The organism is Escherichia sp. KTE52, from assembly GCF_000408325.1.
Lineage (GTDB): Bacteria > Pseudomonadota > Gammaproteobacteria > Enterobacterales > Enterobacteriaceae > Escherichia > Escherichia marmotae.
In genome coordinates this window covers 164,501-178,864 of sequence record NZ_KE138676.1, presented here as the reverse complement: position 1 = coordinate 178,864, position 14,364 = coordinate 164,501, and the positions used below count along the sequence as shown (strand labels likewise).

Genomic DNA, 14,364 nt, shown 5'->3' with positions numbered 1-14,364 from the left:
TAGTGTCTTCAGCCACGTCTTGCACGCTGGATATCGCGTATCCGCTGCTTTTCTGCACGCGCCATTAAATACCAGGCGATAAATCCGATAATTCCTACCGCCCCGAGGATCAACGTCGCCAGGGCGTTAATCTCCGGATTCATCCCCATCCGCACGCTGGAAAAAACCAACATCGGCAATGTGGTGGCACCGGGTCCGGAAACAAAACTGGCAATCACCAGGTCATCGAGCGACAGAGTAAAAGCAAGCAACCAACCAGAAATGATTGCCGGCATGATCATCGGCAGCGTAATCACGAAAAATACTTTCAGCGGCATCGCACCGAGATCCATCGCCGCTTCTTCTATCGAGCGATCCAGTTCCCGCAAACGTGAAGAAATAACGACCGCCACATACGCCGTACAGAAAGTTACGTGCGCCAGCCAGATAGTCAACATGCCGCGATCGGCTGGCCAGCCAATGGCATGAGCAAGGGCAACGAACAATAACAACAACGACAGACCAGTTATCACATCCGGCATGACAAGCGGCGCGGTGATCATAAAGGCAAAGCCATTTGAGCCACGAAACCGTCCAAACCGTACCAGCACGACCGCCGCAATAGTCCCGAGGATCGCCGCCGCGGTCGCCGCACAGGCGGCAATAGTCAGACTTAACCCGACCGCACTCATCATCGCATCGTCACGCAATAATTCGCCGTACCAGCGCGTTGACCAACCGGCCCACACCGTCACCAGTTTCGAACTGTTAAACGAATAGATAACCAGCATCAGCATCGGCGCATAGAGAAAGGTGAAACCCAGCAGCAAAATCACAATCCGCCAGGGAGAACGAACGACCGGTAAATTATTCATCCGTGCTCCCCCACGCTTTTTTGCTGATATTTGTGGAACCACATAATTGGCACAATCAGCAGCAATAACATGATGATCGCCACCGCTGAGGCCACCGGCCAGTCGCGGTTATTGAAAAACTCCTGCCACAGGACGCGTCCGATCATAATACTGTCCGGGCCGCCGAGCAGTTCCGGGATCACAAACTCACCAACCGCCGGAATGAAAACCAACATCGATCCGGCGATAATCCCGCCTTTGGTCAGTGGCACAATGACGGTGAAGAACGTTTTCAGCGGTCGCGCGCCGAGATCCAGTGCCGCCTCTACCAGCGAATAATCGATGCGGGTTAACGCGGTGTAGATCGGCAACACCATAAACGGCACATAGGCGTAAACAATGCCGATATAAACTGCCAGATTGGTATGCAGAATGGTCAGCGGTTGATCGATAACGCCCAGCCACAGCAGGAAATTATTCAATACACCGTTGTTTTTCAGGATCCCCATCCAGGCGTAAACGCGGATCAAAAACGAAGTCCACGACGGCAGGATCACCAGCAGCAATAAGATATTACGGGTTGAAGGCTTACTGTGCGCCACCGCCCACGCCAGCGGGTAGCCGAGCAATAAGCAACAAACGGTCGAAATCGCCGCTACCTGTAACGACTGGAGATAAGCATCGAAATAGAGCGGATCGTCGGTTAGCTGCAGGAAATTACCAAGGTTGAGGGTGATCGACAGTTGCCCATCCGCCCATTCCATCAGTTCGGTGTAAGGGGGAATGGCGCGCGCCATCTCTGCCAGACTTATTTTAAAGACGATAAGAAATGGCAGCAGAAACAGCAAAATCAACCAGATATACGGCAGCGCAATCACCAGTTTACGCCCGTGCTTCATCTGCCACTGCGTAAGCCACAGTTTCAACCCGCCCGGCTGGACAGGAGGTTCAAGTGTACTCATCTTTGCTCCTTAAACCGTCAGCACCACACAACTGTCCACTTCCCAACATAAACGGACTTCATCGCCCCAGGTCGGCAGCCCTTTACGATGACGATGGGCGTTTTGTAACTGAGCGCTGATCATCTGCCCACTTTTCAGGCGAACATGATAAACAGACAAATCACCGAGATAGGCAATATGTGTCACCTCTCCCACCGCAAAATTGCAGCCATCAGTAGGCGGTTCGTCACAGAGCATGATTTTTTCCGGACGCAGCGCCACATGCACCGGCACGTTATCGACCACTGACGCCTGCGGATCGACTTTCAACGGATGCACCAGCCCCGGCGAATAGAGCAATAGTCCGTCTTCCTGGCGCTCTTTTAGCAGCCCTTCAAAGACGTTAACTGAACCAATAAACTCGGCGCTGTAGCGGGTGGTCGGGTGCTCATAAATTTCTTCCGGCTCGCCAATCTGGACAAATTTACCGCGATTCATAATGGCAATACGCCCCGCCATGGTCATCGCCTCTTCCTGATCGTGGGTGACCATCACACAGGTCACGCCGACACGCTCGAGAATATCCACCACTTCAAGCTGCATCCGGTCACGTAGTTTTTTATCCAGCGCGCCCATCGGTTCATCAAGCAGCAGAAGTTTTGGGCGCTTGGCAAGGCTTCGGGCCAGCGCCACACGCTGGCGTTGACCGCCGGAAAGTTGATGCGGTTTGCGTTTGGCGAACTCCTGCATATGCACCAACCCGAGCATCTCGTTGACCCGGCTGGCAATTTCCGCTTTTGGTAACTTGTCCTGTTTCAGGCCAAAGGCGATGTTCTGTTCCACGGACATATGCGGAAACAGCGCATAGGACTGGAACATCATATTGATGGGGCGCAGATAAGGCGGCACCTGTGACAAATCAACGCCATCAAGCATAATCTGCCCGGCAGAAGGCTGTTCGAAACCTGCCAGCATACGCAGCAGTGTGGACTTGCCACAGCCAGATGCGCCCAGCAGTGCAAAGATTTCGCCTTTATAAATGGTCAGACTGACATCATCGACCGCATGTTGACCATCGTAAGATTTGGTCAAATTGCGGATTTCTAATAGTGGTGTCAGCGACTTCCGACTTTTCGCCTGTGGGCGAGGGATAGCGTCATTCACGGCTGCTCTCCGGCATTTAAGGTGTGCAAGCGCACCATGATGGTGCAAATTGCCGGAGGGACTGGCGCGCCCGTCCGGCATCTACGGCTGCGGATTATTTTCCGCTCTTCACTTTAGTCCAGGCGCGGGTGCGCACTCGGTCAATTTTCGGGTCCTGCACTTGCAGTGTGAACATTTTGCCGCGAACGTCTGCCGGAGGATAAATCCCCGGGTTATCACGCACTTCCGCGCTTACCAGCGGCGTCGCTTCTTTGTTGGCGTTGGCATAGAACACATGGTCGGAGATATGCGCTACTACATCCGGGCGTAGCAGGTAATTCAGGAACTGATACGCTTCGTCTTTATTTTTGGCGTCGGCAGGCATGGCGAATACATCAAAGAATGCCATCGCCCCTTCTTTCGGAATCGAGAAAGAGACATTTACGCCATTCTTCGCTTCCTTCGCACGGTTTGACGCCTGCCAGACATCACCCGCCCAGCCGATAGCGACGCAGATATCACCGTTTGCCAGATCGTTTATGTACTGAGAGGAGTGGAAATAGCGAATATTCGGGCGCAGTTTCAACAGTAAGTCGGTAGCCGGTCCGGTGTAATCATCTGCTTTGGTACTGTTCGGATCTTTGCCGAGATAATTCAGCACGGTAGCAAAAACTTCTTCCGGCGCATCGAGGAAAGAGACGCCGCAGCTTTTCAGTTTTTCCAGATTTTCAGGTTTGAGGATCAAGTCCCAGCTATCGACAGGCGCATTTTCACCCAGTACCGCTTTAACTTTATCGACGTTATAGCCAATGCCAGTCGTCGCCCACATATATGGCATGGCAAATTTATTGCCGGGATCGTGTTTTGCCACCAGTTTCAACAGTTCTGGATCGAGATTCTTCCATTCTGGCAATTTGCTTTTATCCAGCGGCTGGAACACACCGGCAGTCAACTGGCGTTCAAGAAAGCTGGCTGATGGAACGACAAGATCAAAGCCGGTGCTCCCCGCCATTAATTTGCCTTCCAGCACTTCGTTGGAATCAAAAACATCGTAGACGACTTTGATACCGGTCTCTTTTTCAAAATTTGCCACCGTATCCGGGGCGATATAATCAGACCAGTTATAAATGTGGAGTGTTTTTTGTTCAGCCGCGAGCGTGCCGACAGAGACAGCCATCAGAGCACCCGCAACCAGACCCGATAGCCATTTTTTATTTAAGCCGGTCATATCTCTTTCCTTCTGAAAGTTCGTTAACAAACGAACAAAAGTTGTCACACTGAAAGATATGCAATAAATATGCATATTTTTTATCGGCGCGGTGTAAGAAAAGAGGACTCTCTCCCGGCCAGCATTGCTCGCTATATAAAAGCATTGCAAGAATAACTTTAGCCAGGGTTTGAAACTATAGCTGTAATAAAAAAACGGCATTTAACAAATTTTTATGCGTATTTGCTCTATGTGATAAAGCAAATCCGGCACAACAGAAGTGAAATAATCTTTAATGAAAGGTTAAAATCAGCAGAAAATATTACAACGCGCAGCCACTGCGGCAGCGACTGCGTGCTCAAAAGGAATTATCAGTGAAGGAAATAGTTTTCGCTAACGTTGTTTTGCCCTTCATCATCAGTCGGTAACAGCAGTTGATGGGCATTGGCTTCAAGGATAACCATCGAAATCTGCTCTTCGCTCTGACGTACAAACCATGCAAACTGTTCATAGGTTACGCCCTGCATAACGGATAAAGACTGGCAAACCACCAGCTTTGGCAGATTATCATCCTGCATATCAAGAAATGCTTTCACGGTCAGCGAACTGGCATTGATGGCTGATAAATCCGCCGCCAGCGGTAACACGGCTGAAGGTCTGACTTCCGCCATAGCAGAAAACAGGATTGTGTTATCTATCAGATCGATTTTGGCATCAAAGACACCGTCGAAATTCTGCATATGTGGCAGATGCAGAGCCTGACAGTTATCACATTCAAAAAAACTCATCCCCAGGTCATCGAGCCATTGACGCAACGTATCCAGACCAGGAACGACCAGCGATGTCATAATTTTGTACAACCTCTTCCGATAAAAAGACCGGCACAGCTTACGCAAAAAGCGCAGGCAAAACCATGATCAGTCACGTTATTGCGACTAACCACCGGTTTTTAAGCAATATTCCGCCGTAGCATGGCGTTCAATCCAGCGGATCATTTTACCCGCGATGTCGATACCGGTGGTTTTTTCTATCCCTTCCAGACCTGGCGATGCATTTACCTCCATCACCAACGGTCCGCGATTTGCACGCAGAATATCCACACCGGCAACATCCAGCGCCATCGTTCGCGCGGCTTTAATGGCGATTTCGCGCTCCTGCGGCGTGATACTTGCGACGCTTGCCGCGCCACCACGATGCAAATTGGAACGAAAATCGCCTTCTTTCGCCCGCCGTTCAATCGCCGCAACCACTTCATCACCGACGACCAGACAGCGAACATCGCGCCCTTGCGCCTCTTTGATATATTCCTGCACCAGAATATGGGCATTCAGGCCGCGAAATGCATCAATCACGCTTTCTGCCGCCTGACGCGTCTCCGCCAGCACCACACCAATTCCCTGCGTACCTTCAACCAGCTTGACCACCAGCGGCGCACCACCGACCATCTCGATTAAGTCGCTGGTATCGTCCGGCGAATGCGCAATCCCCGTGACAGGCAGGTCAATACCCTGACGTGCCAGCAATTGCATTGAACGCAATTTGTCACGCGCACGGGCAATAGCAACCGATTCATTTAGCGGATAACTGCCCAGCATTTCAAACTGGCGCAGCGCCGCCGTTCCATAAAAGGTAATGGCGGTGCCAATGCGCGGGATCACCGCATCAAAATGGGGAAGCTTGCGACCTTTATAATGAATGGACGACGCCGCAGGATTAATGTTCATGTAACAAGAAAGCGGATCGAGAATTTCAACCAGGTGGCCGCGCTGCAACGCCGCTGCACGCAGTCGCTTACACGAATAGAGCGTTCCATCCCGGGACAATATGGCAATTTTCACCCTGCACCTCTCTGTCAGACCTGGTCAAAAGCCCGCGTATAATACATCGGCGTTACGGTTTTAGCGCGTCGCCCAACCTTGTTTATGTAAATAATCGAGAATAAAAGGACGACTTTCTTTGATAATCGTCCGGCGAATATGATCGCTCCAGGTATCACGGCGATTATTGCTACCACGGGTGAGATAATATTCCGCCAGTTGCTCGTCATACTGCGCCAGAATGTCTTTATCCAGCGGTTGGTAGCTGTTTTCATGCACCAAAATAGAGGACGGTAAACGCGGCTTGAGATCCGGGTTATCCGCAGGCCAGCCCAGGCACAAGCCAAACAGCGGCAATACATGCTTCGGCAATTTCAGCAGTTCCGTCACTGCTTCAATGTTATTGCGCAGGCCGCCGATATATACACCGCCCAATCCCAGCGATTCCGCTGCGGTTAAGGCGTTTTGCGCCATCATAGCCGTATCAACGACACCGAGTAACAACTGTTCCGCCAGGCCGAGTTGAGCATCCGGGCAAATCTGTAAATGGCGGTTAAAGTCGGCACAGAACACCCAGAACTCCGCCGCTTGCGCAACGTGTTTTTGCCCACCGGTCAGCGTTACCAGTTCATTACGCAGAGCTTTATCAGTAATGCGAATAATGCTGCTGCACTGCAAAAAACTGGAACTGGAAGTCGCCCGGGCGCTGTTGATAATCGCCTCGCGCTGTTCAGCGGAGACAGGTTCATCAGTGAAATGGCGAATGGAGCGATGACCACAAATGAGTTCAATGGTTGGCGTCATTATCTTTTTCTCTTTCTGAACATGAAGATTCTGGTGGACGATTCATCAGTTGCGGGGCAAGCCGTTTTGCAACCTGAAGAATAACCACCACCGCAGCGGGAAGCATGAGCAAAACACCGAGAAAAATCATCAGAATTTGCGCTTCTGGTGTAGAAAACGGCATCGGAAGCGAAAGGTAGTCGCTTACCGACAGCAGCGACACAGCCAGTAACATCATTCCGAGAAATTCCAGTATCAACACACTGTCAGGCAATTTACCGATCGTGCGCATAGGATTCCCTCTGCAAAGTGAGCGGCCAGTTTAAAACCTTTCATCACATTGTGCTTAACAGTTATAGCTTTAAGCAATCAATGCAACAGGTTAAACCTACTTTCAGCGAATAAGATTTGGCGTGATCATGCACGCATGACAGATAAATGGAGAGAGAAAATGCAAACCGTTATTTTCGGCCGTCCGGGTTGCCCTTACTGCGTTCGTGCAAAAGATCTGGCAGAAAAATTAAGCAACGAGCGCGATGATTTTCACTATCAGTATGTGGATATTCGTGCTGAAGGGATCACTAAAGAAGATTTACAACAGAAGGCCGGGAAGCCCGTTGAAACCGTGCCGCAGATTTTTGTCGATCAGCAACACATCGGTGGCTATACCGATTTTGCAGCCTGGGTAAAAGAGAATCTTGACGCCTGATTTGCCGGATAAGCCCTCTCTGTTTGAGGGCTTTATTGATTTTTTCTGTGTTGTGGCTTGAACAAGCTACTGATAAACAAGAAACACAACGCCCCCAGCGCACACCAGAAGACAGCACTCAATAACCATGCCAGCTCTTGCCAGAATGAGCGTGTTGGTGAAAAAAACAGGCGCATAATTAACATAGAACACGGTGCTGCCAGCATTGCGCCAAACAGGGGTTTAAGGACTTCTCTACGCTGCGAAAAAAAACTGGCGACAGCTCCAGGAAGAATGAAAAACAGTAAGCCGATTTCAGGATGCCCGGCAGCCCGAAAAGCGCCCTTCATATGCGTCGCCAGGAAAAGGCACACCACAATGAAGAGGACAAAACAGCAGACTGCCCCCGCCCAACGTTGTTTATGTTTCACATCTTCCTCCTGACACTGCCTCTATCGAACACATTTTTCGCCAGTGTGGCGCTCAGTAAGATAAAGCCGCTTCGCATTCCATGCTAATATAGGCCAACACAATTCTTATAGCCGTTGGTATCTAATGTGATTACACTAGTAAAATATATTGTTACTTTACTATTGATTAAGTGCGCTGAATGAATCTGCGCCCTGAATTCAGGTAAAAACATTATCTTAAATTACCATTTCTTTCAACAGCTTACTCGTAAACAAGAAGTTAGTCTCCGTGAATATAAACGTCGCCGAATTGTTAAATGGGAATTACATTCTGTTATTATTCGTGGTCCTCGCGCTTGGGCTATGTCTCGGAAAATTACGACTTGGTTCAATCCAACTGGGTAATTCCATTGGCGTTTTAGTCGTATCGCTATTATTAGGTCAACAACATTTCAGTATTAACACCGACGCGCTTAATCTTGGCTTTATGCTGTTTATTTTCTGCGTCGGGGTCGAAGCCGGACCCAACTTTTTTTCCATTTTTTTCCGCGATGGGAAAAATTACCTAATGTTAGCGCTGGTAATGGTCGGTAGTGCGCTGTTGATCGCCTTAGGTTTGGGTAAGCTGTTTGGCTGGGACATTGGCCTGACGGCCGGTATGTTGGCTGGCTCCATGACATCGACGCCGGTTCTGGTCGGTGCGGGCGATACGTTACGCCACTCTGGTATAGAAAGCGGGCAGCTCTCCGCGGCACTGGATAATTTAAGCCTTGGGTATGCATTAACCTATTTGATCGGTCTGGTGAGCCTGATTGTCGGAGCGCGTTACCTGCCCAAGTTACAGCATCAGGACTTACAGACCAGCGCCCAGCAAATCGCTCGTGAGCGAGGTCTGGACACCGACGCCAGCCGCAAAGTCTATCTGCCGGTGATTCGCGCTTACCGAGTCGGACCGGAACTGGTCGCCTGGGCCGACGGCAAGAACTTGCGTGAATTGGGTATTTATCGACAGACCGGTTGCTACATTGAACGTATCCGTCGTAACGGGATTCTGGCAAATCCGGATGGTGACGCCGTGTTGCAAATGGGCGATGAAATAGCGTTGGTAGGATATCCCGATGCCCACGCCCGACTCGATCCCAGCTTCCGTAACGGTAAAGAAGTTTTTGATCGTGACCTTCTCGACATGCGTATTGTCACTGAAGAGGTGGTCGTCAAAAACCATAACGCCGTCGGTAAACGTCTGGCGCAATTGAAGTTGACCGATCACGGTTGCTTCCTTAACCGCGTGATCCGCAGTCAGATCGAGATGCCAATTGACGATAACGTAGTGCTTAACAAAGGTGACGTTTTGCAGGTGAGCGGCGATGCCCGCCGTGTGAAGACCATCGCTGACCGTATCGGCTTTATTTCGATTCACAGCCAGGTCACCGACTTGCTGGCATTCTGCGCATTCTTTGTTATAGGCCTGATGATCGGGATGATTACCTTCCAGTTCAGCACTTTCAGTTTTGGCATGGGTAACGCTGCCGGATTGTTATTCGCTGGCATTATGCTGGGCTTTATGCGCGCTAACCACCCGACCTTCGGCTATATTCCGCAGGGTGCGTTAAGTATGGTGAAAGAGTTTGGTTTGATGGTGTTTATGGCGGGTGTTGGTTTAAGCGCCGGTAGCGGCATCAATAACGGCCTGGGCGCGATTGGCGGTCAGATGTTGATTGCCGGATTGATTGTCAGTCTGGTGCCCGTTGTTATCTGCTTCCTGTTCGGTGCTTACGTATTGCGTATGAACCGCGCACTGTTATTCGGCGCAATGATGGGCGCACGAACCTGCGCACCGGCAATGGAGATCATCAGTGATACAGCCCGCAGTAACATCCCGGCGCTGGGCTATGCGGGCACTTATGCAATAGCTAACGTACTGCTGACACTGGCAGGGACAATCATTGTGATGGTATGGCCCGGACTCGGATAAAACTGAAGTTGCCCTAAAAATGAAATTTTTTTGTACAACCGCAGAACTTTTCTTCAGGGTATCAGTCTTAATTAGTGCCACTGCTTTTCTTTGATGTCCCCATTTTGTGGAGCCCATCAACCCCGCCATTTAGGTTCAAGGTTGATGGGTTTTTTGTTGCCTGAAATTTATCTCCAGCCCTGCCACTCGCTCCACCATCCTCAAAATCTCCTCATGCGATAGCGGCTTACGGTCGGTGACAAAATGCAGACTCATCCCTTCAATAAAAGCATCCAGCGCCCGGGCAGTTTCCGCTTCAAACCATTGTTCAAGCGTTTGCTGACTACGCTGCATCCAGTTTTGCATCACCGTTTTTAATAGCGGTTTTCGGCTGGCCAATGCGTAGAGCTGGTACATCAGTTCCATGTTATCCGGCGTTGCGACCTGCGAGCTGTAGATCATGTCTGTTATGGCCTGGCAGGCGCTGGGGGCGTCATTGACATCATCAAAAAAAGCCTGATATTGCCGCGACATCGTCTGCGTAAAACGGCTAAACGCTTCCAGCAACAACTCATCAATTCCTGAAAAATAGTAGGTCATTGATCCTAACGGCACTCCGGCGAGGGTGGCGATTTTACGGTGCGTAACGGCATGTATCCCGTAAAGTTTCACTGCCTCCAGCGTGGCCTGAATGATTTTTTCTCGCCGTTGGGGATCATTAGCGCGGCGCATATTTTTACCCTCTCTCTGCAATTGTGTACAAATGTACACAACCTTGCTAAGGTTGTCTTCCCTCTTCTTTTTTTGACGTGATCTATGACAGTAAATTCTTCACGTAATGCCTTGAAACGCCGTACCTGGGCGTTGTTTATGTTCTTCTTTTTGCCAGGACTGCTAATGGCTTCCTGGGCCACCCGCACGCCAGCAATTCGGGATATTCTCTCTGTCTCTATCGCTGAAATGGGCGGTGTACTCTTTGGCCTGTCGATAGGTTCGATGAGCGGTATCCTCTGCTCGGCGTGGTTAGTGAAACGCTTTGGGACGCGTAATGTCATTCTGGTCACTATGTCCTGCGCTTTGATCGGGATGATGATATTAAGTCTGGCGCTCTGGCTGACATCCCCCGTCCTCTTTGCCGTTGGTCTTGGTGTCTTTGGAGCCAGTTTTGGTTCCGCTGAAGTGGCGATAAACGTTGAAGGCGCAGCCGTTGAGCGAGAAATGAATAAAACGGTTTTGCCTATGATGCACGGCTTTTATAGCCTGGGCACGCTGGCAGGCGCTGGTGTCGGGATGGCGTTGACAGCCTTTGGTGTTCCGGCAACTGTACATATTTTGTTGGCGGCACTGGCGGGCATCGCACCTATTTATATTGCTATTAAGGCAATCCCTGGCGGTACGGGCAAAAACGCTGCCGATGGCTCGCAGCATGACGAAAAAGGTGTGCCTTTTTACCGTGACATCCAGTTGCTGTTGATTGGTGTCGTAGTACTGGCAATGGCTTTTGCAGAAGGCTCTGCCAACGATTGGTTACCCTTATTAATGGTTGATGGCCACGGTTTTAGTCCAACGTCAGGCTCACTGATTTATGCCGGTTTCACATTGGGGATGACCGTTGGACGCTTCACCGGTGGCTGGTTCATCGACCGTTACAGCCGCGTTGCCGTAGTACGTGCCAGTGCCTTGATGGGTGCGTTGGGTATCGGACTGATTATTTTTGTCGATAGCGCATGGGTCGCTGGGGTATCTGTTGTGCTTTGGGGATTGGGCGCTTCTCTGGGCTTCCCACTAACCATTTCTGCCGCCAGCGATACCGGCCCCGATGCGCCGACCCGTGTCAGCGTAGTGGCAACGACGGGTTATCTGGCATTCCTCGTCGGGCCGCCACTGCTGGGCTATCTCGGAGAACATTATGGATTACGTAGTGCAATGCTGGTTGTGCTGGCGCTGGTTATTCTTGCGGCTATTGTCGCTAAAGCCGTCGCCAAACCCGATACAAAAACGCAAACTGCGATGGAGAATAGTTGATGGGCATTAAATTAATTGCGGTAGATATGGACGGTACTTTCTTAAGCGATCAAAAAACCTATAACCGTGAGCGGTTTATGGCCCAGTATCAGCAGATGAAAGCACAAGGTATTCGCTTTGTGGTCGCCAGTGGAAATCAATATTATCAGTTAATTTCGTTCTTTCCCGAAATTGCCAATGAAATTGCCTTTGTGGCGGAAAACGGCGGCTGGGTGGTGAACGAAGGCAAAGATGTTTTTAATGGCGAACTGTCGAAGGACGCATTTTCCACTATTGTGGAGCATTTACTGACGCGCCCGGAGGTGGAAATTATTGCCTGTGGAAAAAATAGCGCCTATACCCTGAAAAAGTATGACGCCGAAATGAAGGCCGTGGCGGAGATGTACTATCATCGCCTGGAATATGTCGATAACTTTGACAATATCGACGATATCTTCTTCAAGTTTGGGTTAAATCTCTCTGACGAACTGATTCCGCAAGTGCAAAAAGAGTTACATGATTCTATTGGCGATATTATGGTGCCAGTCCATACCGGCAACGGTAGTATCGATTTGATTATCCCCGGCGTACATAAAGCCAATGGCCTGCGTCAACTCCAGAAATTATGGGGCATAGACGACAGCGAAGTGGTGGTTTTTGGCGATGGCGGTAATGATATTGAGATGCTGCGTCAGGCGGGCTTTAGCTTTGCAATGGAAAATGCTGGCAACGCAGTCGTAGCGGCGGCGAAATACCGTGCAGGCTCCAATAACCATGAAGGCGTACTGGACATTATCGATAAAGTTCTTAAACACGAAGCGCCATTTAATCAATAAAACGGCAGCACGCCCGGCAACACAATGCCTGAATGAAGGATGCATAATCCGCGGAAATTACCCTTCTGGATTATTTCAGGCGAAATGATGATGAAAAAATGTGTACTGCTGGGCGCGTTTCTGTTGAGTTTTACTGGTGTGGCAATGGCGCAAAGTGTCACCGTTGATGTGCCGAGTGGATACAAAGTGGTGGTGGTCCCTGATTCAGTCAGCGTTCCGCAAGCCGTCAGCGTTGCCAGCGTGCCGCAAACCGTATACGTAGCCCCTACGCCAGCTCCGGCTTACCGTGCACATCCATATGTCCGTCACCTTGCCAGCGTAGGCGAAGGGATGGTAATCGAACATCAGATCGACGACCATCACCACTAATCCCTGAATGCCTGATTGTATAAAACAACCAGGCATTTTCTTATCCGTCGTTAGAATTTCCTGTTTGTTTATCTTTTAAAAAGATAAACATCAGCAGCAGCCACAAAACTCCGTTGGCAAGATTAAACAGATTAAACAATCCATTACCGCCATTCAGCCAGGCATGTTTACTGATCTCAATACCTACGGTAAAGATCAGCATTTGCAACATCCCCATCGCCGCCGATACCGTCCCTTTACTCATATCACTGGCGAACAACGTTAAACGCACCAGCCCTGCATTCGCCAGACCAATACCAAAAGCATAAATACTTAACCCGGCGGTCATCCATAAATACGCGTGCGATGAGATGACCGTGGCCGCTGCGGCGACCAGCAGACCAATCATAATCGGCCAGCCCCCCATAATAATCAGCGAACGTACGGTACGGCGCGAGGTCAGACGTGCCAGCAGCAAATTACCCGCAATTAACGCGCCGAAAATGGGCACTTGCAGCAAACCATATTCATAGCTACTCAACTGTTCACCGGTGATGATGATAATCGGTGACTGGGCAATCCACGCCAGTAACGGCAGACTGACAAATCCCAGCGCCAGCGCTCCTGCAACAAAGCGGCTGTTCTTCAGTACCAGCTTATAGTCTCGACCAAGCTCTTTCAGCGACAGTTTCTCGCCAATGCGCGTAGCCGTTTCTGGCATCGCACGTTGCAGACCGAAGAAGGAGATCGCCGCCAATGCAGCAAACAACACAAACATCCCTTCCCAGGGCAACACATGAATCCACGCGGCACCCACCAATGGCCCGAGTAACGGAGCAATCAGCGCCACATTCGCCATCAGCGCGGTGATCTTGATACAAACCGCCTCTTCAAAAGATTCCTGAATCGCGGCGTAACCCACAGCGCCAATGAAACAGAGGCTTATCCCCTGTAGAAAGCGCAACAGCGTGAATTGTTCAATGTTTTGCGCCAGTAATATCGCCAGGCAGGTGATTATGAACCACACCACGCCAGCTAACATTACCGGACGGCGACCAATACGATCCGACAGTGGTCCTAACAGCCACTGTAAAAACATCCCTCCCGCCAGGTAAGCGGTCATCGAAGTAGGAACCCAGTCAATACCCGCCTGATACTGCTCCACCACGGCGAGCATACCGGGTTGAATCATATCGTTGCCGATATAGGTCGAGAATTCGTAGAGCACCAGACAGAGGGGGAAAAGTAATGCCTGACGCCCAAGTCTGGCACCTGTTGCTAATTTATTTTGCATGCAATTTCTTCGCCAATAATAATCGCGCAAATTTTAATAAAAGCGTGGCAAACGAGAAAGCAAATTTTGTAGCTGAAACCACGGTTAAGCACATTCTTACGTTATT

At 50.2% G+C, this 14,364-nt stretch carries 16 protein-coding genes; 5 read left to right on the top strand and 11 right to left on the bottom strand.

The window, feature by feature from the left end; genetic code table 11:
* Positions 1-8: 8 nt before the first annotated feature.
* The 8 genes from potI to A1SC_RS20225 form a co-directional block, all read right to left on the bottom strand.
* Positions 9-854: a putrescine ABC transporter permease PotI gene (potI, locus tag A1SC_RS20190; protein ID WP_016261846.1), complete on the bottom strand. Its 846-nt coding sequence runs from the start codon at positions 852-854 to the stop codon at positions 9-11.
* The gene (gene potH, locus A1SC_RS20195) at positions 851-1,795 is read right to left on the bottom strand and encodes a putrescine ABC transporter permease PotH (protein ID WP_001516075.1); all 945 of its coding nucleotides are present in this window, start codon (positions 1,793-1,795) and stop codon (positions 851-853) included. The genes potI and potH overlap by 4 nt, the downstream gene beginning before the upstream one ends.
* A gap of 9 nt (positions 1,796-1,804) precedes the next feature.
* Entirely contained in the window at positions 1,805-2,938 is a 1,134-nt protein-coding gene (gene potG, locus A1SC_RS20200; protein ID WP_000995979.1) for a putrescine ABC transporter ATP-binding subunit PotG, read from the bottom strand.
* 94 nt (positions 2,939-3,032) lie between these two features.
* On the bottom strand, positions 3,033-4,145 hold the full coding sequence (gene potF, locus A1SC_RS20205; RefSeq protein WP_000147250.1) for a spermidine/putrescine ABC transporter substrate-binding protein PotF: 1,113 nt from the start codon (positions 4,143-4,145) through the stop codon (positions 3,033-3,035).
* Between the two features lie 350 nt (positions 4,146-4,495).
* Positions 4,496-4,972, bottom strand: a complete 477-nt coding sequence (locus A1SC_RS20210) for a type III secretion system chaperone family protein (protein ID WP_001516074.1) — start codon at positions 4,970-4,972, stop codon at positions 4,496-4,498.
* Positions 4,973-5,059: 87 nt separating this feature from the next.
* On the bottom strand, positions 5,060-5,962 hold the full coding sequence (gene rimK, locus A1SC_RS20215; protein WP_016261845.1) for a 30S ribosomal protein S6--L-glutamate ligase: 903 nt from the start codon (positions 5,960-5,962) through the stop codon (positions 5,060-5,062).
* Positions 5,963-6,022: 60 nt separating this feature from the next.
* Positions 6,023-6,745 (bottom strand): nitroreductase NfsA, encoded by a 723-nt coding sequence (nfsA, locus tag A1SC_RS20220; protein WP_001516073.1) that lies wholly within the window; start codon positions 6,743-6,745, stop codon positions 6,023-6,025.
* A complete protein-coding gene (locus A1SC_RS20225; RefSeq protein ID WP_001259126.1) occupies positions 6,729-7,016 on the bottom strand; it encodes a YbjC family protein in 288 nt (95 codons plus the stop codon). The genes nfsA and A1SC_RS20225 overlap by 17 nt, the downstream gene beginning before the upstream one ends.
* Positions 7,017-7,175: 159 nt before the next feature.
* On the opposite strand from A1SC_RS20225, the gene grxA reads away from it, so the two are divergent.
* A complete protein-coding gene (grxA, locus tag A1SC_RS20230) occupies positions 7,176-7,433 on the top strand; it encodes a glutaredoxin 1 (protein ID WP_001195226.1) in 258 nt (85 codons plus the stop codon).
* 32 nt (positions 7,434-7,465) lie between these two features.
* On the opposite strand, the gene A1SC_RS20235 is transcribed toward grxA, so the two are convergent.
* Positions 7,466-7,843 (bottom strand): inner membrane protein YbjM, encoded by a 378-nt coding sequence (locus A1SC_RS20235; RefSeq protein ID WP_000681115.1) that lies wholly within the window; start codon positions 7,841-7,843, stop codon positions 7,466-7,468.
* 268 nt (positions 7,844-8,111) lie between these two features.
* On the opposite strand from A1SC_RS20235, the gene A1SC_RS20240 reads away from it, so the two are divergent.
* Positions 8,112-9,797 (top strand): aspartate:alanine antiporter, encoded by a 1,686-nt coding sequence (locus A1SC_RS20240; protein WP_001024862.1) that lies wholly within the window; start codon positions 8,112-8,114, stop codon positions 9,795-9,797.
* Between the two features lie 135 nt (positions 9,798-9,932).
* Here the strand turns inward: A1SC_RS20240 and rcdA are convergent, their stop codons facing one another.
* Positions 9,933-10,508 (bottom strand): DNA-binding transcriptional regulator RcdA, encoded by a 576-nt coding sequence (rcdA, locus tag A1SC_RS20245; RefSeq protein ID WP_016261844.1) that lies wholly within the window; start codon positions 10,506-10,508, stop codon positions 9,933-9,935.
* An 84-nt stretch (positions 10,509-10,592) separates the two neighbouring features.
* Here rcdA and A1SC_RS20250 point away from each other — a divergent pair, with 84 nt between their 5' ends.
* From A1SC_RS20250 to ybjH, 3 genes are all read left to right on the top strand, one after another.
* Positions 10,593-11,801, top strand: a complete 1,209-nt coding sequence (locus A1SC_RS20250; protein ID WP_010379705.1) for an MFS transporter — start codon at positions 10,593-10,595, stop codon at positions 11,799-11,801.
* Positions 11,801-12,616: a Cof-type HAD-IIB family hydrolase gene (locus tag A1SC_RS20255; protein ID WP_001516070.1), complete on the top strand. Its 816-nt coding sequence runs from the start codon at positions 11,801-11,803 to the stop codon at positions 12,614-12,616. Before A1SC_RS20250 ends, A1SC_RS20255 begins: the two co-directional genes overlap by 1 nt.
* A gap of 84 nt (positions 12,617-12,700) precedes the next feature.
* Positions 12,701-12,985 (top strand): protein YbjH, encoded by a 285-nt coding sequence (ybjH, locus tag A1SC_RS20260; protein ID WP_010379680.1) that lies wholly within the window; start codon positions 12,701-12,703, stop codon positions 12,983-12,985.
* Positions 12,986-13,025: 40 nt separating this feature from the next.
* Here ybjH and mdfA read toward each other — a convergent pair whose 3' ends face one another.
* Positions 13,026-14,258 carry a multidrug efflux MFS transporter MdfA gene (mdfA, locus tag A1SC_RS20265; protein ID WP_001516067.1) on the bottom strand — a complete coding sequence of 411 codons (1,233 nt, stop codon included), beginning with the start codon at positions 14,256-14,258 and terminating at the stop codon, positions 13,026-13,028.
* Positions 14,259-14,364: the final 106 nt, after the last annotated feature.